We start from the raw sequence: 20,171 nt of genomic DNA, 5'->3' as shown, positions 1-20,171 counted from the left end.
CTTCAGATATTTCATTAGGGCCTAATGATGTCGTCTGACTCCCATCATCTGATTGCGACCAGCATCAATGTTGTCAGTATAGCGTCAGACGCGGCCACTCTGACGGTGAGAGTAAATCAGGCGATCCCCTATTTGATGGGAGCGGCCCGATATTCCCGACTAGTCGGAGAGATTGAGTCTGCGAACGCCCAAGCATCGTTAGGTCCGTTTTGGGACGAGATGCGGGACCATGCAGTCGTGGCTATCTTGTTTGCTGATGCTGCGCTGGAAAGCTACACAAACGAGTTGTTCGCAGACGGACGACACGTATTTCCAGCAGAATTTGTCCCGGGTCTTGATGTTTTGTGGAGCGAGCTTGAAAGACGAAAATCGACGCTCGACAAGCTTGATCTAGCCCTTTCGCTTCGAAATAAGCCAAAACTCGATAGAAATTCGGTGATTTTGAAGTCCGTCCGTGCCCTGGCGTGTCTTCGCAACGAGATGACTCATTTCAAACCAGAATGGTCGAACGAGCTAGACAAGCACCTAACTATTTCAGCGGCGTTGCAAGGATTCTTTCAATCCAATCGTTGGTTCTCGGGGCAGCAGATATTTCCTAACGGTTGGATTGGACATAGTTGTACAAAATGGGCTGTTGAGACAGCAGTTGAGTTTCTCAAGCATTTTGAATCGCAAGCTGATCTTCCCGAGCGAACAAGATGGGAAGATTGGCGCAGCCGACTCGTTGCGTGATCATCCGTCGACGAGCCTGTGCGATGCGCTCGCCGAGCTCATCACGCTGCAGATAAGTCCTCACCAAGCGCGCAATCAGCAAGCTGTTCGATGTTGTGCGGCTCGTAAATTCGTTCCGTTCCAGAAGGTACGCGCCTCTCGATCTCAGCGTTGATCTGGGACCAATGATCAACGTGTGAGCAGCTTACGAGCACGGAATCAGCAGCGGTTCATTCGAGCGAGGGCGCTTCGGTGTCCTGGTTGGCGTTCTGCGCAACGATGCGCTGCATCATTGCGACGAATTGGGTTCGCTCGCGTGCCGACAGGCCATGCAGTGTCGCTTCGTGGGCGGAGCGGGCAGCGCCTTCGATCTTAGACAAGAGATGAGCGCCGGCTTTGGTGAGGCGGCACAAGCGGGCGCGGCGGTCTTCGGTGTTGACCGGCCGCTCGACCAGATGGCGCGCTTCGAGGCGTTTGAGCGCGCCGGTGGTCGTGGTGCGGTCGAGCGCAATGTCAGCCGCGAGCGTTGTTTGATCGGCGGTTTTGCGAGCCGCGAGCGCAGACAGCAGGCTGTATTGCAGCGGTGTGACTTCAAATTCAGCACATGCCTGCTGAAACAGCGCCACATGGATCTGGTGCAAGCGCCGGATCAGAAAGCCGGGGCGCTCGGCCAAGGGCCAAGGTTCGTGCGTCGCCTCGACCGCTCGGAAATGCTTCTGCCGCAAGCGTTTCTCTCCATCTCTGCAAGCTGAACGGCCGGCGCCGCGCAGCGAAAATCAGTAACGCGATTCTCTACGTCCTTGGTCTCTTAGACTTTGGCATAAGCCTTGCTAGATGCAAATGCGAAGCATGCTTCGTAATTTTGGTCAGGTTCGTGGAGAGCAGTCTGATGTCGGTAAGTGCCAGCTTTGATCTTCTGTTGCGTGGCGGGCGCGTGATCTGCCCGGCGTCCGGCATCGATGGCGTGATGGATGTCGCGGTGAGGGGCGGCAAGATCGCCGCCGTGCAGAAGGACATTCTGCCCTCGAGCGCCAAGGAGATCGTGGACGTCGCCGGCCAGCTGGTGCTGCCCGGGCTGATCGATACGCACGCGCACATCTATCAGTATGTGTCCGGCCGCTTCGGCATGAACCCCGATATGGTCGGCGTGCGGTCGGGCGTCACCGCGCTGATTGATCAGGGCGGCCCGTCCTGCATGACGCTGCCGGGCTTCCGTCATTTCATCGCTGAGCCGGCGAAGTCGCGCGTTTACGCGTTTCTGTCGGCTTACCTCGTCGGCGGTCTCGAGGGCCATTACTACCCGCAGCTCTACAGCCCCGAGGGCGTGGACATCGACGCCACCGTGAAAGCGGCGCGCGCCAATCCGGACATCGTTCGCGGCATCAAAGCGCACGCGGAGATCGGCGGCTTTGCGCGCTGGGGTATTCGCGTCATCGAGATGGCGGCGGAGATCGGGCGCCGCGCCGAGCTGCCGGTGTATGTGCATTTCGGTCAGCTCTGGGGCCTGCCGGAGAGCGGCGCCAACGGCGAAGACGCCGACACGATCCTGACCCGCGTCATTCCGCTGTTGAAGGAAGGCGACGTGCTGGCGCATCCGTTCACGCGCCACCCTGGCGGCTTCATCAATCGCGAAGGCGTTGTCCATCCTGTGATCCAGGCGGCGCTCGATCGCGGTCTGAAGGTGGATGTCGGCCACGGCAGCCACTTCTCTTATCGGCTCGCCAAGAAGGCGATCGCCGCCGGCATCGTGCCGACCACGCTCGGCGCCGACATCCACGGCTACAACACCCATGTGCCGGCGCCGGCCGGCACGCCCGATCAGCACGAGGACGAGGAGAACCATCCGTTCGCCGGGCAGGCCAAGTTCAGCCTGGTACAGGCGATGAGTTCGATGATGGCGCTCGGCCTGTCGCTCGAACAGGTGGTGCCGATGGTCACCGCCAATCCGGCCAGGATGATCAATCGAGCCGATGAGATTGGTGCGCTGAAGGTCGGGATGGCGGCGGACGTGTCGGTGCTGACGCAGCGCGCCGGCCGCTTCGTGCTGCGCGACAACGAGAACACCGAAGTCATCGCGGACAGCCTGCTGCAGCCGGCGTTCTGCCTGCGCGCCGGCGTTCGCTACGACGCCGACGCCGCGATCCTGCCCGAAGCCGTTGCAGCCTGAGGAGGGATCGGCGGTGCACGGACGGATCGATCAGCGTCAGGGCAGCGGGCAGGGCGTCGGTGCTCGCCTGCCGCGCAAGGAGGATGACCGCCTGATGCGCGGTCGCGGCCAATACGTGGCCGACATCCGCCTTGCCGGGATGCAGGACGTCGCCTTCCTACGCAGTCCGCTCGCACATGCCCGCATCCGCGGCATCCATGTGCCGGAAGCGTATCGCGACCGTGTGTTCACCGCCGCGGATCTCGTCGGCGTCAATCCGATCCGTGCGGTATCCGGACTGCCGGGCTTCAAGATCTCCGAACAGCCGGTGCTGGCGACCGACAAGGTCCGGCAGGTCGGCGAACTGATCGCGATGTGCGTCGCGCCGACGCGTGCTGAAGCCGAGGATATCGCGGCCGCCGTGGTGCTCGATCTCGAAGAGCTGCCGGCGGTGCACGACATGCTGCAGGCGCGCGCGCCGAATGCGCCGCTGGTGCACGAGCACTGGGGCGATAACGTCTTCCTCGAAACCAATTTCGAGGTCGATATCTCGGCGGCGCTCGACGCGCCGATCAAAGTGTCGCGCGAGATCACCACGGCGCGGCAGTGCATGGCGCCGCTCGAAGGCCGCGGAGTGGTCGCCAGCTTTGATCACCGGCTCGATCAGCTCGTCGTCACGACCTCGGCGCAGATGCCGCATATCAACCGCAACGGCCTTGCCGAATGCCTCGGCATGGACCAGGGCCGCATCCGGGTGATCTCGCCGGATGTCGGCGGTGGGTTCGGGCACAAGGGCATCCTGCTGCCCGAGGAAGTCTGCCTGTCGTGGCTGACGATGCGGCTCGGCCATCCGGTGCGCTGGATCGAGGACCGTCGCGAACACCTCACTGCCAGCGCCAATTGCCGCGAGCATCATTACAAGATCACGCTCTATGCCGATCGCGACGGCCGGCTCCGCGGGATCGATTGCGAGGCGACCGTCGATTCCGGAGCGTACTCGTCCTATCCGTTCTCCGCATGCCTCGAAGCCGCGCAGGTCGCCAGCATCCTGCCCGGGCCGTATGTGATGCCGGCCTATCGCTGCCGGACCTTTTCAGTCGCGACCAACAAATGTCCGATCCTGCCGTATCGCGGCGTCGCGCGCACCGGTGTCTGCTTCGCGCTGGAACTGATGCTCGATCTGGTCGCGGCCGAAACAGGGCTGGAGCCGAGCGAAGTGCGGCTGCGCAATCTGGTGCAGCCCGAGCAGATGCCGTTCGACAACATCACCAACAAGCATTTTGACAGCGGCGACTATCCGCAGGCGATGCGGCGGGCGCTGGAGGCCATTGATATCGAGGCCCTGCGCGCGCGGCAGCGCCGCGGCGAGCCGGGCGGCCGCCGTATCGGGCTCGGCGTCTCGATCTATTGCGAGCAGGCTGCGCACGGCACCTCGGTCTATTCCGGCTGGGGCATCCCGATGGTGCCGGGCCACGAGCAGGCGACGGCACGGCTGACGCCGGACGGCGGGCTTGAACTCCGCGTCGGCGTGCATTCGCACGGCCAGAGCATGGAAACCACGCTGGCACAGGTCGCGCACGAGATGCTTGGCATCGATATCGGCAAGGTGCGGATCATCCTCGGCGATACGGCAATGACGCCGTATTCGACCGGCACATGGGGCTCGCGCTGCGCCGTGATGGCTGGCGGAGCAGTGGCGACCGCGTGCGGCGATCTCGGCGACCGCATCAAGCGCATCGGCGCCAAGCTGCTGCAGCAGGATTTGGCTGACGTCGAACTGCGCGACGGTGAGGTCCACGGCCCGAACGGCAGCGTAACGCTGCGCGAGATCGCACACACTTGGTATCGCCGCCCGCAGGATCTGCCGAAGGATGTCGATCCCGGCGGCCTCGACGTCACCTCCGGCTACAAGCCGCAGCGCGATAGCGGCACCTTCAGCTACGCGGCGCACGCGGCGGTCGTCGCCGTCGATCCCGATCTCGGCGCGGTCGAAATTCTCGACTACGTGATCGTCGAAGACGGCGGCGTGCTGATCAATCCGATGGTGGTGGACGGCCAGATTTTTGGCGGCCTCGCCCAGGGCATTGGCACCGCGCTCTATGAAGAGATGCCGTTCGATGCGAGCGGTCAGCCGTTGGCGACGACGTTTGCGGACTATCTGTTGCCGGGACCTACCGAAGTGCCGACGCCACGGCTCGATCACATGGAGACGCCGGCGCCCTATACGCGGTTCGGCGTCAAGGGGATCGGCGAGGGTGGTGCGATCGCGCCGCCGGCAGCGATCGCCAACGCCGTCAATGACGCACTGCGGCCCTATGGCGCTGAACTGATGCGCTCTCCGATCACGCCGCATCGTGTGGTCGAAGCGTTGATCGCGGCGCAGGACGCGGGGAGGGCGGCTGCATGAAGCCCGCGCCGTTCGATTACGCCCGCCCGCGCGATCTCACCTCTGCATTGGCGTTGCTTGCAAGTAACGCCGGCGCCAAGGTGATGGCCGGCGGCCAGTCGCTGGGGCCGATGCTGAATCTGCGGCTGGCGCAGCCCGAGCAGATCGTCGACATCACCGCGATCGACGAGCTGAAGCTGGCCGAGATCGACGGCGACGAGCTGGTGCTCGGCGCCTGCATCACCCACGCAGATATCGAAGACGGCCGCGTGCCGGACGTGACGAGAGGAGCGATGCGCGGCGTCGCCGCCAATATCGCCTATCGCGCGGTGCGCAACCGCGGCACGCTGGGCGGCTCGCTGAGCCATGCCGATCCGTCCGCCGACTGGGTCTCGGTGCTGATCGCACTCGGCGCGCGACTGACGCTCCGCAGTCCCGCCGGGACGCGGCAGGTCGCGCTGTCCGACTTCATCGTCGGCGCGCTGCAGAGCTGTTTGCAGCCCGGCGAACTGGTCGCCGCGATCCACGTTCCGAAGCGCTTGGCAACGGCGCAGTGGGGCTACGTCAAGACCTGCCGCAAGACCGGCGAATTCGCGCATGGCCAATGCGCGGCGCTGATCGATCCTGACGCCGGCAGTGCGCAGATCGTCATCGGCGCACTCGACGCCGCACCGATCCTGATCGCGGCCCCGGCCGAGCTGTTCGGTGGCCGCATCGATGCCGACTACAAGAACCGGTTCGATTCCCGCGTTGCCGACCGGTTGCTGAGCGACGCCGGCGTCACGGACGCCGTGCATCGCCACATTCATCTCACGGTGCTGAAGCGCGCCCTGCAGGAGGCCGCATGAGCACGCTGGCCCTGACTATCAACCGCCGCACCGTCGATCTGCGTCCCGAGCCGCGCACAAGCTTGGCCGATGTCGTGCGCGATCATCTCGATCTCACCGGTACGCATCTTGGTTGCGAGCACGGCGTCTGCGGGGCCTGCACCGTGCTGATCGACGGCGTTCCGGCGCGATCCTGCATCACTTTTGCTGCCGCCTGCGAGGGCGCTGCGGTCACCACGATCGAGGGATTGGATGACGACGAGATCGCCACCGAGCTGCGCGCGGCGTTCACGCGTGAACATGCTCTGCAGTGCGGCTACTGCACGCCCGGCATGCTTGTCTCGGCGCGCGATCTGGTGCTGCGCCTGCCCGAGGCGGACGAGCAGGCCATCCGCATCGGCATGAGCGGCAACCTCTGCCGTTGCACCGGCTATGTCGGCATCGTCCGCGCGGTGATGTCGGTGATTGCAGCCCGCCGTGCGCGCGGCATCCAACCCGTCGTCGGTGGGGGTCGCACGACACTGGGGCCGGCCGGATCGGGACATGGCGCGGCCGAGGCCGCTCTCCGCGTTGCGGCGCCGTCTGCGGCGGCGAGCGTGGCGGCGGCTCTGCCGGCTGCTGCGATTGCCGACTTCGCACCGGCCGCTACGATCGAGCAGGCGTTCGAGGTGCAGCATCCGCCCGCGGACGTCGCTGCGTTGTTCGCAGATGTCGCCGCGGTCGCTGCCTGTTTGCCTGGCGTCGCTCTGACCAACGCCGGCGATCCCAATCGCATCGAAGGCGAGATCCGCGTGCAGGTCGGGCCGATCGCGGCACAATTCGCGGGCATCGCCCGGATCGAGAGCGCCGGCGACGGCCACTCGGGTCGCATCATCGGCACCGGCAATGATCGCCGCAGCCGGTCATCGACCCAGGGTGAAATCCGCTACCGGCTGACGCCGCGGAGTGAGGGGCGCGCGACGCGGGTCGACCTCACCATTGGCTACTCGCTCACTGGCTTGCTGGCGCAGGTCGGACGTAGCGGCCTGGTGCGCGATCTTGCGCGACGGCTGGTCGATCAGTTCGCAGCCAATCTCGAACGCAAGCTGTCCGGTGAGACGGTCGGTCCTGCTCAAGCTGCACAACATCTCAACGGGCTGGCGCTGCTGCTCGGCCTGATAAGGGCGCGGCTGCCGCGCTGGCTGGGAGGGACGTCCCGTCGTTAGCGGCGGGCGAAGTCGACGTGCGACGGACGCCGGGGGCGGCGTCCGGTGAAACAACAAACGATCACGGAGAAACGAGGATGATGCGAACCCTGCGAACTGCTTCTGTCATCGCGCTGGCGACGGCGTGCCTGATGGCCTCGGCCTCGGCCGAGACGATCAAGATCGGCGTCAACGAACCGCTGACCGGCGCCTTCGCCGCGTCGGGCACCTACGTCGTCAACGGCGCCAAGATCGCCGCCGACGAGATCAACGCCAAGGGCGGTGTGCTCGGCAAGCAGATCGAGCTGGTGATCGAGGACAACAAGAGCAACCCGACCGAAGCGGCGGCCGTCGCCGAGAAGCTGATCACCCGCGACAAGACGCCGGTGATGATGGGCGCCTGGGGGTCGAGCCTGACGTTGGCGGTGATGCCCAAGCTGATCGAATACGAAGTGCCGATGGTGGTCGAGACCTCATCGTCGGGCAAAATCACCACCACGGGTAATCCCTACATCTTCCGCATTTCGCCGCCGTCGGCGATCGAGGCCGCCGCGTTCGCCAAGATCATCGACAAGCTCGGCCTGAAGAAGGTCGACTTCCTGGTCATCAACAACGATTGGGGCCGCGGCGCCGCCGAGGACTTCGGCAAGATGATGAAGGAGAAGGGCATCGGCGTCGGCCTGGTCGAGACCATGGACCAGGGCGCCCAGGACATGAGCGCACAGCTCTCCAAACTGAAGGGCTCGGACTCCGAAACGATCATCGTCACCGCGGCGGTCGATCAGCTCACGCTGCTGTTCAAGCAGGCGGCCGCGCTCGGCCTGAAGAAGCGGATTATCACCACCGGCGGTTCGCAGAACCCCGACCAGATCATCGCCCAGGCCGGGGCCGCCGCCAACGGCACCATGCATCTGACGACCTTCCTGCCGTGGTTCCCAGACAAGACGCCGAACCCGGAAGCGACCACGTACTTCGTCTCCGAATGGAAGAAGCGCGGCTTCGACTTCGCGGGCTGCACCGAGAGCTTCCGCGGCTATGACGGCATCCGCACCGCGGCGGCCGCGATCGAGAAGGCCGGCAAGGCCGAGCCGGCCGCGATCAAGGCGGCGCTGTGGGACATCAAGCTGAAGGGCCTGAACGGCGACATCGTGTTCCAGAAATCCGGCCCTGCCGGCAAGGAGAGCGGCCAGAGCCAGCCCAACGTGTACCTGATCGAGATCACCGACGGCAAAGTCGGGATGAAGGACCTCTGATCGTACGACACGACCACCGGCGAGGCGCGACCAGCGCCTCGTCCTCCCCCGGCAGGTGAGGATCGACCTTGGGCGAATTACTCCAGCATCTCATCAACACGCTCGTGCTCGGCGGCACCTATGCGCTGCTCGGCATCGGCCTCACGTTGATCTTCGGCATCATGAATGTCGTGAATTTCACCCATGGCATTCTTTACACCTTCGGTGCCTACGTGATGTTCATCGTGGTGCAGAAGTTCGAGTTGAACTTCTTCGTCGCGCTGCCGCTGGCGATCGCGAGCGGCTGGGCGCTCGGCGCGCTGGTGGAATTGACGTTGCTGCGGCCGCTGCGCGGCTCCGACATCGACACCACCATGCTGGTGATGATCGGCGCCTGGATCGCGATGCAGTCGGCGACGCTGTGGGTGTGGGGCGGCGTCGCCAAATCGGTGCCGACGCCGTTTCCAGATGCGCCGCTGGAGATCGGCCCGATCTCGGTGTCGTGGCTGCGGCTATTCGTGCTGCTCGCCGCCGGCGCGCTGATCGTGCTCACTTACGTGCTGATCAACCGCACCCGGCTCGGCAGCGCGATGCGCGCGACCTTCCAGGATCAGGACACGGCAGCGCTGATGGGCGTCAACGTCAACCTGATCTACACCTCGACCTTTGCAATGGGCTCGAGCCTTGCCGCCGCGGCCGGCGCGCTGCTCGGCCCGGTCTATGTGGTCTATCCGGCGATGGGCGACCTCGCCGCCGTCAAGGCGTTCGCCATCGTCATTCTCGGCGGTCTCGGCAACATCACAGGTGCGGTGATCGGTGGCTTTATCCTGGCGCTCGCCGAAGAGCTGGGCGCCGGCTACATCTCGTCCGGCTATCGCGACGCGATGGGCTTCCTGATCATCATCGCCGTGCTGGTCTTCCGCCCGACCGGGCTGTTTCCTCGTGCGGAGCGCGTCGGATGAAATTGTTACTGTCGATCATCATCGTCGCTGCGCTCGCCGCCGTTCCGCTATGGCTGAGCGATCCGTATCTGCTCAACGCGCTGATCACCACCGGGATCTTCGTGATCGGCGCGATGAGCCTCAATCTGCTGCTCGGCTTCACTGGCCAGCTTAGCCTAGGCCACATCGCCTTCTTCGGCATCGGCGCCTATGTCAGCGCGTTGACCTCGCTCGGCTTCAGCGTCAACCTGCCGTTCGGATTGCACGTCGTGCACGAGCCGTGGCCGCCGCTGGCTGGCTTCACGGTCGCCGTGCTGGTGTCGGCGCTGTGCGGCTATTTGGTTGGGCGTCTGTCGTTCCGGGTGCGCGGCGCCTATTTCGTCATCGTCACCATCTCGTTCGCTGAGGTGGTGCGATTGGTGGCGCTGAATTGGGTCGAGCTGACGCAGGGGCCGTTGGCGCTGACGAGCATCCCGCCGATGCAGGTGAGCTTCCCCGGGCTGGGCGAGTTCATCTTCCGCACCAAGCTGCACAACTACTACCTAGTGCTTGGCGTTGCCGTGCTTTGTTATCTCCTGATCGCCCGGCTGGTGCGTTCGCATGTCGGTCGGGCGATGCGTGGCTTGATGGAGAACGAGACGCTGGCGGTGTCGATCGGCATCGATGTCACCAAGATATTGACGCCGGCGGCTGTGGTTTCGGCCGGCATTTGCGGCGGCGCCGGCAGCTTGTACGCGCACTACATCAAGATCATCGATCCTGAAATTTTCGCCTTCATCAACACGGTGACGATGGTGATCATGGTGATCACCGGCGGCAAGGGCACGCTCGCCGGGCCGGTGGTCGGCGGGCTGATCTTCGGCCTGATGCCAGTGGCGCTGCGGCCGGTGATGGCGCCGGAGGCGCAGTGGATCGCCTATGGCAGCGCGCTGATCGTCATCCTGTTCATCATGCCGCGCGGCATCGTGCCGGCGCTGGTGCAGTGGCTCCCGCGGATGAAATCGGTGGCAACGCCAAGCTTCGCCAAGCGTGGCGTCGAGGAGGGCGCATGATGACAGTCTCTGCAGCCTTGAAGCAGCCTGCGATACGGACTGCGCTCAGCGTCGACAAGGTCGCGATGCACTTCGGCGGCCTCGTCGCGATCTCCGACATGACGTTCTCGGTGGGCGAGGGCGAGATCGTCAGCTTGATCGGCCCGAACGGCGCCGGCAAGACCACGGCATTCAACGTCGTCACCGGCTTCCTGACGCCGACACATGGCGACGTCACCTATCGCGGCCAGTCGCTGCGCGGGATGAAGCCGCAAGCGATCGCCGATCTCGGTCTGATCCGCACCTTCCAGCGCACGAGCGTGTTTCCCAACGACACGGTCTACGACAACGTCCTGATTGGGCTGCATCGCCGCGGCCGGGTCGGCGTGCTGCCGTCGGTGCTCGGGCTGCCGCGGGTGCGGCGGCTGGAGGCGGAGCTGAAAGAGAAGGCGGCCGAGCTGGTCGAATGGGTCGGCCTCGGCCGCCGGACGCATGATCTCGCCGGCTCGCTGTCTTACGGCGAGCAACGCCTGGTCGGCGTTGCGCTGGCGCTGGCCGCCGAGCCGTCGATGCTGCTGCTCGACGAGCCGGTGTCCGGCATGAACGCATCGGAGACGCATACGTTCGTCCAGCTGATCCGCAAGATCCGCGATCGTGGCATCACGATCCTGCTTGTCGAGCACGACATGCCGATGGTGATGAGCGTGTCGGATCGGATCGTGGTGCTGAACTACGGCCGGATCATCGCCGAAGGGACGCCGGACGTGATCCGCAACGATCCGGCGGTGATCGAAGCTTATCTCGGCCAAGGGGTGAAGCATGCTTGAGCTCATCAACGCCGTATGCGGCTATGGCGGCGTCACTGCGCTGCAGGGCATCACCTTCGAGGTCAAGGCCGGGCAGCTCGTCGCGTTGATCGGAGCCAATGGCGCCGGCAAGAGCACGACGCTGCGGGCGATCTCCGGCCTGGTGCCGCTGCGCGCCGGCGCGCTGCGGTTCGACAACGAGGTGCTGACGGGCGCAAAGCCGCCCCGCATTCTGAAATCCGGCATCGCGCATTGCCCGGAAGGCCGCCGCGTATTTCCGCACATGACTGTCGAGGAAAACCTCGACATGGGCGCTTATTTGCGCAGCGATCGATCCGAGGTGGCCGCCGACCGCGACCGGATCTATGGCGAGTTTCCGCGACTTGCCGAGCGCCGCAAACAGGCCGCTGGCACGCTGTCCGGCGGCGAGCAGCAAATGCTTGCGATCGGTCGTGCGCTGATGAGCCGGCCACGCCTAGTGATGTTCGACGAGCCATCGCTCGGGCTGGCGCCGAACATCGTGGAGCGCACCTTCGCGATCATCCGCCGCATCCGCGACACCGGCACCACGGTGCTGCTAGTCGAACAGAACGCCTTTGCGGCGCTCGACATGTGCGACCACGCTTACTTGCTGGAAGGCGGTCGCATCGTGTTGTCGGGCACCGGCGCCGAGCTGATCGCCAATCCGCACGTCCGCAAGGCGTATCTCGGTGGCTGAGGATTGGACCGGCGGCGTTGCGCGGTCACAGGACCAATGGTTTCCGGTCTGCAGCCTGCCGCGGCTGACGGCCGAGGGCATCGTCGCGGTTCGTGTGGCCGGCGTCGATCTCGCGTTGATTTCGGACGGCGGCATGGTGTCGGCGTGCGAGCGGGCCTGTCCGCACGAGCAGGCCGATCTCGCCTGCGGACGGGTGGTCAACGGGCGGCTAGCCTGTCCGCGCCACGACGCCTCCTTCAGCCTGATTGACGGAGCGATCTCGGACGGCTGGCCGAGCCGGCCGTTACGGCTTTATCCGGTCCGGGTCGAGCGCGGCGAAGTGTTGATCAACGCTGTAAGCTTGATGCCGAAGCGCTGAGGACCTGCCACCAATCTCATTCCGGCTGATTAGCCCGAACCGAACCAAGTTGTACACCAAGGTCGTCATGGCCGGGCTTGTCCCGGCCATCTACGCCTTTGGGCGAGGCAGCTCAGTAAGGCGTGGATGCCCGGCACAAGGCCGGGCATGACGGGAAAGTCGGTGCAGGACTATGTAGCGCTGGCTTTGCACCTGTAAGCCTCAGCCGACCAATTCATGCGCGGCTTTGACGAGCGCGCCGTCGGGCTTGCGGAGTTCGGCGAGGATCGAGAAATGATCGTGGCCGGCGAGCGGCAGCAGCCGACCCGGTGCACCTGCGGCCTGACGGCGCGCGTACAAGTCCATCGAATCCAGCACCAGCGCCGGCAGTTCGTTCGCGCCGTAGGCGAGGTCGAGGCGCTTGTCGATCACCGGCAATCGCGATGGAGACAGCTTTTCGACTTCTTCATCGGTGAGTTGCAGCGCCTTGTTCAGCCCGGTATCGCGGATCGGCCCGAGATCGAACACTCCGGAGATCGACAGCCCCGCGGTGACCAGCGGATGATCCAGTGTCATCGCCACGAGGTGGCCGCCAGCCGACCAGCCCGAGGTGACGACTGGCCCGGCGACGCCGTGCTCCGGGCCATGCGCGGCGAGCCAGTCCAGCGCCGCGCGGCTCTCTTCGACGATTGTGGTCAGCGTCACGTCGGGCGCCAATGAGTAACCGGGGATTGCCATCGACCAGCCGTGCGCGGCGATGCCTCCGACCAATATGGCGAACAGCTCGCGCGAATTCTTCTGCCAATAGCCGCCGTGCCAGAACACCAGGCAGGGCGCGTCGCGCTCGGCCGCGGGATAAAGGTCGATCTTGTTGTTCGGGCGTGGGCCGTAGGACAGGTCGAGCACCGACTTCAACGTCGCGCGTGCCTGCGCGGACGAGGAGTTACGTTCGGCGATCAACTCGGGGCTGTTCTTGACGGCGCTGTTGTTGTCGTAAGCCGCGTCGCGCTCGCTTTGCGAAAGTTGCGCCCATTTGGTGCGGGGATCGGTAGGGCGGTCATTCGTCATTACGGCTCCATTCGGCTGTGGGCTGATTTCCGCCAGCTTTGCAGCAACCCCGTCCGCCTGTCGACCGCATTGTCCAGGCAGATGCCGCCTCGCGATTAATCAGCTCCGCGGACAACGGACATCAGCGGTCAGAGCGTGATCATGGAGGGGCGGCCCGTTCGCTGGGGAGCGTCGGCTCGCGTACATTGCGCGAACAGTCGTCGGCCTGTGTGGCGGCGCACCACTTGAAGTTGTTGCGCCGGCTACCGCGACCGCCGCTCGCGCGTCATCCATGGCAGCCGCTGGCCACAGCCATTGTCACCACACTGTCACACAACCCGGCGAGAGAGTGTCGGCGATTCACGTGGGCACCCTCATGGACTATTTCAGGCGTTTCACCTTTCTGTTCTCGGCTCCCACCTTCGAGGCGGATGATCTTGAGGGCATCCGGTTCAACCAGATCGTCGCCGAGATCGAACGGTCCGGCTTCGAGATCGTCAAGGCGCGCAAGCTCGAGGATGCCGAGATCGCGGTGCAGACTGACGCCGCGATCGGCTGCATGGTGGTCGACTGGGGCAAGAAGGGGCTCGAGGGCAAGACTGCTGCGCTGATCAACCTGATGCGGCGGCGCGGCCTCGATTTCCCGATCGTGCTGCTGATCCGCCGCAAGCGGTTTGAGGAAGTGCCGGTCGAGGTGCTGGATTTCATCGACGGCTACGTCTTTCTCTCCGAAGAGACGCCGACCTTCATCGCGCGCAATCTGATCAGCCGGCTTAAGCAATATGCCGACACGCTGAAGACGCCGTTCTTCGGCGCGCTGGTCGATTATGCGGAGGAGGGCAACCAGCTCTGGACCTGCCCCGGCCATAACGGCGGCATGTTCTACAGCCGCAGCCCGATCGGCCGGGTGTTCATCGAGCACCTTGGCGAGGCGGTGTTTCGCGACGACCTCGACAATTCGGTGCTCGACCTCGGCGATTTGCTGACCCATGAGGGGCCGGCGCTGCGCGCGCAGAAGGAGGCCGCGCAGATCTTCGGCGCCGAGAAGACCTACTTCGTGCTCAACGGCACCTCGACCTCCAACAAGGTCGCGCTCGGTGCGCTGGTCACCGACGGCGACCTCGTCCTGTTCGATCGCAACAACCATAAGGCGGCGCACCACGGCGCGCTGATGATGGGCGGCGGGATTCCGGTCTACATCCCCACCGTCCGCAACGCCTGGGGGCTGATCGGCCCGGTGGCATGGGATGCGCTGGACGAAGAGGCCTTGCGCGAACGCATCCGCAGCCATCCGCTGGTCAAGGACCCGGAAGCGTGGCGCAAGCCGCGTCCGTTCCGCGTCGCCGTGGTCGAGCAGTGCACCTATGACGGCACCATCCACAGCGCCGAGATGATCCTACGCCGCATCGGGCATCTGTGCGACTACATCCTGTTCGACGAAGCCTGGGCCGGCTTCATGAAGTTTCACCCGCTCTACGCCGGCCGGTTCGCGATGGGGCTGTCGAATCTCGGCGACGACGCGCCCGGCATTATCGCGACGCAGTCGACCCATAAGCAGCTCGCCAGTTTCTCCCAGGCCTCGCAGATCCACATCAAGGATCGCCACATCCGCGGCCAGAAGCGGCGGGTCGAGCACCGGCGCTTCAACGAGAGCTTCATGCAGCACGCCTCGACGTCACCGTTCTATCCGCTGTTCGCTTCCCTCGATGTCGGCGCGCAGATGATGAAGGGCCGCTCCGGCGAAGTGCTGTGGGACGATACGATCCGGCTCGGCATCGAGCTGCGCAAGAAGATCCGCGCGGTGCGGCGGGAGTTCGAAGAGAAGGAGGCGCGGGCCGAGCGGCGGTGGTTCTTCGATCCGTTCGTGCCCGATCGGGTGACGATCGCGGATGCCGCGCGCGAAGGCGCCGTGCACGACGTCGCCTGGGAGGCGGTGAGCACCGACCAGCTCGCGACCGATCCGGCGTTCTGGCAAATCGGACCGAGGGCAGCCTGGCACGGCTTTGCCGATATGGCGCTCGGCTTCGCCATGACCGATCCGAACAAGCTGACGCTGCTGACGCCCGGCTTCGACCGCGCGACCGGCCGCTATGCCGAGCACGGCGTGCCGGCGCCGGTGGTGGCGCAATATCTGCGCGAGAACCGGATTGTGCCGGAGAAGAACGATCTCAACTCGCTGTTGTTTCTGCTGACGCCGGGCGTCGAGGCGAGCAAGGCCGGCACGCTGATCAGCGGCCTCGTCGCGTTCAAGAAGCTGCACGACGACAATGCGCCGCTCGACGAGGTGATCCCGGAATTCTGCCGGCGCCGGCCGGCGCGCTATGCCGGCGTGCGGCTGCGCGACCTGTGCGGTCAGATGCACCGGTTCTTCCGCGATGCCGATGTCAGCGCGCTGCAGGCCAAGCAATTCCTGCCCGAACACATGCCCGAAATCGCGATGTCGCCGCACGACGCCGCGCGCTGCCTGGTGCGCAACGATGTCGATTATCTGCCGATCAGCCAGGTCGCGAACCGGATCGCCACCACGCCGTTCGTGGTCTATCCGCCGGGGATTGCGACGATTGTTCCCGGCGAGCGGCTGAGTGAACGGGCCAAGCCGATGCTTGATTACTTGCAGATGTTCGAGCGCAGCTTCAACGAATTCCCCGGCTTCGACGTCGAGATCCAGGGCGTCTATCGCGAGTTCGACGAAGCGGGCCGGGTTCGTCTCTACACCTATGTCGTGGCCGAATAGCCTGCCGCCCTTTGGAGTTGCCGTGGACGCCGCTTCGCCGATCCTGATCCGCGCCTCGCACGACGGCGACGTCGAGGCGATGCTCGATATCTATCGCTATTACATCCGGCGCGGTCTCGATGAGGGGATCGACGACCATGGCACGCCGCAGCCGGACGATCTGAAAGAGCGGCGCAAGAACCTACGCAATCGCCGCTTTCCGCATCTGGTGGCGATCCGTGGCGAGACCGTCGTGGGATATGCCTATGTGGTGCTGTTTCGCAAGCGGCCGGCTTATCGCTATACGGTGAAGCACTCGATCTATGTGCATCCGGATCACCTCGGCAGCGGCATCGGCCGGTTGTTGGTGCACGAGCTGATCGACGCCTGCGCCGCGGCGGGCTTCCGTCAGATGATCGGCTACATCGACGGCGACAACACCGCTTCGCTCGGCCTGCACCATAGCTTCGGCTTCGCCACCGTCGGGCGGCTGCCAGGCGTCGCGTATCGTTATGGCCGCTGGGCCGATACGGTGATGGTGCAGCGATCGCTGGGAGCCGGCGCGACCACGCCTCCGGTGATTTGATCGGAGCTCAATCCGACATGCTCCCTCTCAGGCTGCGCGCGTCAGCGTGAGGTCACCTCCGGCTTCTGAACGTCAACGTGATCAGCGCACCGCCGCCTGGAGCGTCGACCACGTCGATGGCGCCGCCATGTTCGTCGACGACCGCTTTGACGATCGCAAGGCCCAGTCCGGCGCCATCGCTGCGGGCGCGGTTGCCGCGCCAGAACCGCTGGAAGATCAGGCCGCGGTCAGCCTCTGCGATGCCGGGGCCATGATCGCGCACCGCGACGCTGGGTCGCTCCGCATCGATTTCGATCATCACCTCGGTGCCTGGTGGTGTGTGGCGGATCGCATTGTCGACGAGGTTGCGTAGCGCGCGCCGGATCATCTCGGCATTGCCGCGCACAGGGACGGGATGATCACCGCCGCGCAGGCCGATCTCCTTCCCGGCGGTGAGCGCAGCCGGCGCGACGGTCTCGATCAGTTCGGTTGCGATCTCGACGAGGTCGATGGTCTCGTCCGGATCGACCCGCATCGCGTCCATCTCGGCGACATCAAGCAGCTGCGACACGATCCGGCTCATCGCGGCAAGGTTGCGCTGCAGGTCTTTCCCGGCCGGTTTCGGCTCCAGCGTCTCGATCCGCGCGCTGAGGATCGCGAGCGGCGTCCGCAGTTCGTGAGCGGCATCCGCGGTGAACCGGCGCTGCTCGTTGAAGCCGTGTTCGAGCCGATCGAACGCCTGATTCACAGCGCTGACCAGCGGTCGGATTTCGCTGGGGATACCCTGCATCGGCAGCCGGATGTCGGTGCGGCTCGGGCCGATACTGGCGGCGCGCTCCGAAGCGTCGACCAGGGGGCGGATCGCGCGCCGGAAGATCACGATGTCGAAGGCGAGGAGCAGCAGCAGGATCGGCAGAACGATCCAGCCGGCGCGATGGAAGAAGTTGGCTGCAATGTCGTCGATGATGACGTCGCCATTCGACAGATCTTCGACCACCTGGATCGTCAGCGTCCGGCCGCCAATGCGTCGCTCGATGCTGTCTCCCGACAACCCGGTCGAACCAGTGACGAGACCGAACCACGAGGCGCGGTCCGCGGATCGGCGCGGTAGCAGCGGTTCGCGGTCCGGGTTCGAACTGAACAGCACTTGGCCTGAGCTGTCGATCACCGCATAGGCATAGCGGCCATAGGCCGCCGAATACACGTCACGCAGGTCCTGCGGCAGGGTGAGATCGAGTTGCCCGTCCGAGCCGACGGTGAGATGTTCGGCTACGACTTCAGCTTGGCGACGCATCGCATCGCTGTGCAGCCTGTCGATCTCGCGATTGAGCAGCCAGAACAGGATCAGCGGCAGCACCACCGCGGTGATCGTCAGCGCCACCACATGCAGCAGCAGGATGCGGGTGGTCAGCGAGTCGCGCCGGAACACTTACTTGATCTCCGACAGCAGATAGCCGACGCCGCGGATCGTCCGGATCTGCACCGTGGCACCGAGTTCTTCGAGCTGCTTGCGCAGCCGCGAGACATAGACCTCGACCGCATTCGAGGCGACGTCACCGCCGAGGCCGAAGATCTGATCCTCGAGCGTCTTCTTCGGCACGACGCGACCTTGCCTGCGCAGCAGCAATTCGAGCACGTTGAGCTCGCGGCCCGACAACAGGCGCGGCCCGCCACTGATCAAGATCTGGCGGCCTTCGGTATCGAAAGTCAGATTTCCGAGGGTAAGCGAGCGGCCGAGCAGGTGACCAGGGCGACGCAGAATGGCTTCAATGCGCGCCACCATCTCCTCGATCGCGAACGGCTTGACCAGATAGTCGTCGGCGCCGGCCTTCAAGCCGGAGACGCGGTCCTGCACGCCGCTGCGCGCGGTCAGCACCAGCACCGGGATCGATTCATGGCCGGCGCGCAGTTCGCGCAATAGCGACATGCCGTCGCCGTCCGGCAATCCGAGGTCGAGCGCCATCGCGACGTAGTTCACCGATGCAAGTGCAGCGCGCGCATCCTCGACACCGCTGACGATATCGACATCGTAGCCGGCGGCATTGACGCCCCGCGAAATCAGGTCCGCCAGTTCGAGGTTGTCTTCGACGATCAGGAGGCGCATCGCGGGGGCAAACAAGATTGTGACGATCGGGACTTGTGCTTCGTACCACGTGCAAGCCGTGAGCGTACAGAAGTCAAACGAAGGCAGCGAAATTGGTAATTTTGCGAGCGCGACGGCGCCGTGTCAGGTTGGTGTAAGCTCGGTCTGCTAACCACAGCGAAGGCGTCCGGAAACGGCCGATCTGTTCGACTGCGGGGCGCAGATGCAGCACAGCTGGAAGACACCGATTTACGCTGCAGCGGTCGCGCTTCTGATTGCGGCTGGGTGCGTGGGGCTTGCCATGCGATCCGGCAGTCTCGTCGCGCCGGCCGGAGCGCAGCCGGCGGATACGAGCCGGGATGGCATCGATCTAGCCCAGCAGACGATCGCGCTCTCGGCCAAGCAGGTCGAGGCGATCAGCATCGAAGCGGTCGAGCAGCGCGAATTCCGCATCACCAAGGACGCATTGGGTTCGATCGCCTACAACGAAAACCTGCTGGTGCAGGTGTTCACGCCCTATGCCGGACGGATCATCGACACCTTCTTCAATCTGGGCGACGAGGTGAAGAAGGGCGCGCCGCTGTTCACCATCGACAGTTCCGATCTGCTGCAGGCGGAGTCGACGCTGCTCGCGACCGCCGGCGTACTGGAGCTGCAGAACCGCAATCTCAACCGCGTGCGGCAACTGCTGAAGACCGGCGGTGCGCCGCAGCGCGATGTCGATCAAGCCACGTCCGATCAGCAGACCGCTGAAGGCAATCACAAGGCCGCGCGAGATGCAGTCCGCATCTTCGGCAAATCGGAAGCCGAGATCGACCGCATCATCGCCGAGCGGCACGTCGACTCGACCCTGATCGTGCGCAGCCCGGTGGACGGGCAGGTGACCGCACGCAACGCGGCACCGGGTCTCTACGTGCAACCCGGCAGCGCGCCTGCGCCGCTGACGCTCGCCAATCTGTCGATCAAATGGATGGTGGCCAACGTCGTCGAGACCGATGCGCCCGCGTTCCGGCTCGGCCAGCCGGTCGAAGCGCGGGTGGCGGCCTATCCTGGGCAGGTGTTTCGCGGCCGGGTGACGGCGCTCGGCAGCAGCATCGATCCGAGTTCGCACCGCCAGTTGGTTCGCTCAGAGATCGACGACCCGGCCAATCTGCTGCGCCCCGGCATGCTGGCCAATTTCACTATCGAGGTGGCGAAGCCGGTGACGTCCCCCGCGGTGCGGCTCGATGCGGTGGTGCGCGAAGGTGACGGGACCATGGCGGTTTGGGTGACACGCGACCGTCGCAGCTTTCAACGCCGGCTGGTCAAGATCGGCCTGGCTCAGGGCGGCCGCCGCCAGATCCTCGACGGCCTCGCGCCGGGTGAGCTGGTGGTGGGCACCGGCGCGATCTTCCTCAGCAACAAGCTCGCGAATGCCGCGAGCGGCTGACCGACACAACTGCCG

18 protein-coding genes are annotated in these 20,171 nt (G+C 64.8%); 14 read left to right on the top strand and 4 right to left on the bottom strand.

What is annotated here, in order from left to right:
• Nucleotides 1-237: 237 nt before the first annotated feature.
• Complete coding sequence (locus tag DY467_RS19025) at nt 238-732, top strand: hypothetical protein (protein WP_164638265.1); 495 nt, start codon at nt 238-240, stop codon at nt 730-732.
• Between the two features lie 209 nt (nt 733-941).
• Here DY467_RS19025 and DY467_RS26890 read toward each other — a convergent pair whose 3' ends face one another.
• Entirely contained in the window at nt 942-1,337 is a 396-nt protein-coding gene (locus tag DY467_RS26890) for a MarR family winged helix-turn-helix transcriptional regulator (RefSeq protein WP_502706448.1), read from the bottom strand.
• 263 nt (nt 1,338-1,600) lie between these two features.
• Here DY467_RS26890 and DY467_RS19015 point away from each other — a divergent pair, with 263 nt between their 5' ends.
• From DY467_RS19015 to DY467_RS18970, 10 genes are all read left to right on the top strand, one after another.
• Complete coding sequence (locus tag DY467_RS19015) at nt 1,601-2,878, top strand: amidohydrolase/deacetylase family metallohydrolase (protein ID WP_164638261.1); 1,278 nt, start codon at nt 1,601-1,603, stop codon at nt 2,876-2,878.
• Between the two features lie 94 nt (nt 2,879-2,972).
• The gene (locus tag DY467_RS19010) at nt 2,973-5,264 is read left to right on the top strand and encodes a xanthine dehydrogenase family protein molybdopterin-binding subunit (RefSeq protein WP_164638280.1); all 2,292 of its coding nucleotides are present in this window, start codon (nt 2,973-2,975) and stop codon (nt 5,262-5,264) included.
• Nucleotides 5,261-6,091, top strand: a complete 831-nt coding sequence (locus DY467_RS19005) for an FAD binding domain-containing protein (RefSeq protein WP_164638259.1) — start codon at nt 5,261-5,263, stop codon at nt 6,089-6,091. The genes DY467_RS19010 and DY467_RS19005 overlap by 4 nt, the downstream gene beginning before the upstream one ends.
• Nucleotides 6,088-7,275, top strand: coding sequence for a xanthine dehydrogenase family Fe-S subunit (locus DY467_RS19000; RefSeq protein WP_164638258.1), 1,188 nt, complete (start codon nt 6,088-6,090; stop codon nt 7,273-7,275). Before DY467_RS19005 ends, DY467_RS19000 begins: the two co-directional genes overlap by 4 nt.
• A gap of 77 nt (nt 7,276-7,352) precedes the next feature.
• Nucleotides 7,353-8,507, top strand: a complete 1,155-nt coding sequence (locus DY467_RS18995; protein WP_164638256.1) for an ABC transporter substrate-binding protein — start codon at nt 7,353-7,355, stop codon at nt 8,505-8,507.
• 68 nt (nt 8,508-8,575) lie between these two features.
• Nucleotides 8,576-9,448: a branched-chain amino acid ABC transporter permease gene (locus DY467_RS18990; RefSeq protein WP_164573065.1), complete on the top strand. Its 873-nt coding sequence runs from the start codon at nt 8,576-8,578 to the stop codon at nt 9,446-9,448.
• Complete coding sequence (locus DY467_RS18985; protein WP_164638254.1) at nt 9,445-10,479, top strand: branched-chain amino acid ABC transporter permease; 1,035 nt, start codon at nt 9,445-9,447, stop codon at nt 10,477-10,479. Before DY467_RS18990 ends, DY467_RS18985 begins: the two co-directional genes overlap by 4 nt.
• Nucleotides 10,479-11,285: an ABC transporter ATP-binding protein gene (locus tag DY467_RS18980; RefSeq protein WP_164638252.1), complete on the top strand. Its 807-nt coding sequence runs from the start codon at nt 10,479-10,481 to the stop codon at nt 11,283-11,285. Before DY467_RS18985 ends, DY467_RS18980 begins: the two co-directional genes overlap by 1 nt.
• Nucleotides 11,278-11,982, top strand: a complete 705-nt coding sequence (locus DY467_RS18975; RefSeq protein ID WP_107356194.1) for an ABC transporter ATP-binding protein — start codon at nt 11,278-11,280, stop codon at nt 11,980-11,982. The genes DY467_RS18980 and DY467_RS18975 overlap by 8 nt, the downstream gene beginning before the upstream one ends.
• Nucleotides 11,975-12,340: a Rieske (2Fe-2S) protein gene (locus DY467_RS18970; RefSeq protein WP_164638250.1), complete on the top strand. Its 366-nt coding sequence runs from the start codon at nt 11,975-11,977 to the stop codon at nt 12,338-12,340. The genes DY467_RS18975 and DY467_RS18970 overlap by 8 nt, the downstream gene beginning before the upstream one ends.
• 201 nt (nt 12,341-12,541) lie before the next feature.
• On the opposite strand, the gene DY467_RS18965 is transcribed toward DY467_RS18970, so the two are convergent.
• The gene (locus DY467_RS18965) at nt 12,542-13,387 is read right to left on the bottom strand and encodes an alpha/beta hydrolase (RefSeq protein WP_164638248.1); all 846 of its coding nucleotides are present in this window, start codon (nt 13,385-13,387) and stop codon (nt 12,542-12,544) included.
• Between the two features lie 355 nt (nt 13,388-13,742).
• Here DY467_RS18965 and DY467_RS18960 point away from each other — a divergent pair, with 355 nt between their 5' ends.
• Both DY467_RS18960 and DY467_RS18955 read left to right on the top strand, forming a co-directional pair.
• Entirely contained in the window at nt 13,743-16,100 is a 2,358-nt protein-coding gene (locus tag DY467_RS18960) for an Orn/Lys/Arg family decarboxylase (RefSeq protein ID WP_164638278.1), read from the top strand.
• Entirely contained in the window at nt 16,084-16,665 is a 582-nt protein-coding gene (locus DY467_RS18955) for a GNAT family N-acetyltransferase (RefSeq protein WP_164638246.1), read from the top strand. The genes DY467_RS18960 and DY467_RS18955 overlap by 17 nt, the downstream gene beginning before the upstream one ends.
• Before the next feature lie 52 nt (nt 16,666-16,717).
• Here DY467_RS18955 and DY467_RS18950 read toward each other — a convergent pair whose 3' ends face one another.
• Nucleotides 16,718-18,073: an ATP-binding protein gene (locus DY467_RS18950; RefSeq protein WP_164638244.1), complete on the bottom strand. Its 1,356-nt coding sequence runs from the start codon at nt 18,071-18,073 to the stop codon at nt 16,718-16,720.
• Nucleotides 18,074-18,748 carry a response regulator transcription factor gene (locus DY467_RS18945; RefSeq protein ID WP_164638242.1) on the bottom strand — a complete coding sequence of 225 codons (675 nt, stop codon included), beginning with the start codon at nt 18,746-18,748 and terminating at the stop codon, nt 18,074-18,076.
• A 280-nt stretch (nt 18,749-19,028) separates the two neighbouring features.
• On the opposite strand from DY467_RS18945, the gene DY467_RS18940 reads away from it, so the two are divergent.
• The gene (locus DY467_RS18940; RefSeq protein ID WP_164638240.1) at nt 19,029-20,156 is read left to right on the top strand and encodes an efflux RND transporter periplasmic adaptor subunit; all 1,128 of its coding nucleotides are present in this window, start codon (nt 19,029-19,031) and stop codon (nt 20,154-20,156) included.
• The last annotated feature ends 15 nt before the right edge of the window (nt 20,157-20,171 follow it).

This window comes from Rhodopseudomonas sp. BR0G17 (assembly GCF_010907025.1).
GTDB classification, from domain to species: Bacteria; Pseudomonadota; Alphaproteobacteria; order Rhizobiales; family Xanthobacteraceae; genus Rhodopseudomonas; species Rhodopseudomonas palustris_H.
The sequence above is the reverse complement of the archived record's forward strand: the minus strand, read 5'-3'. Positions and strand labels throughout refer to the sequence as shown.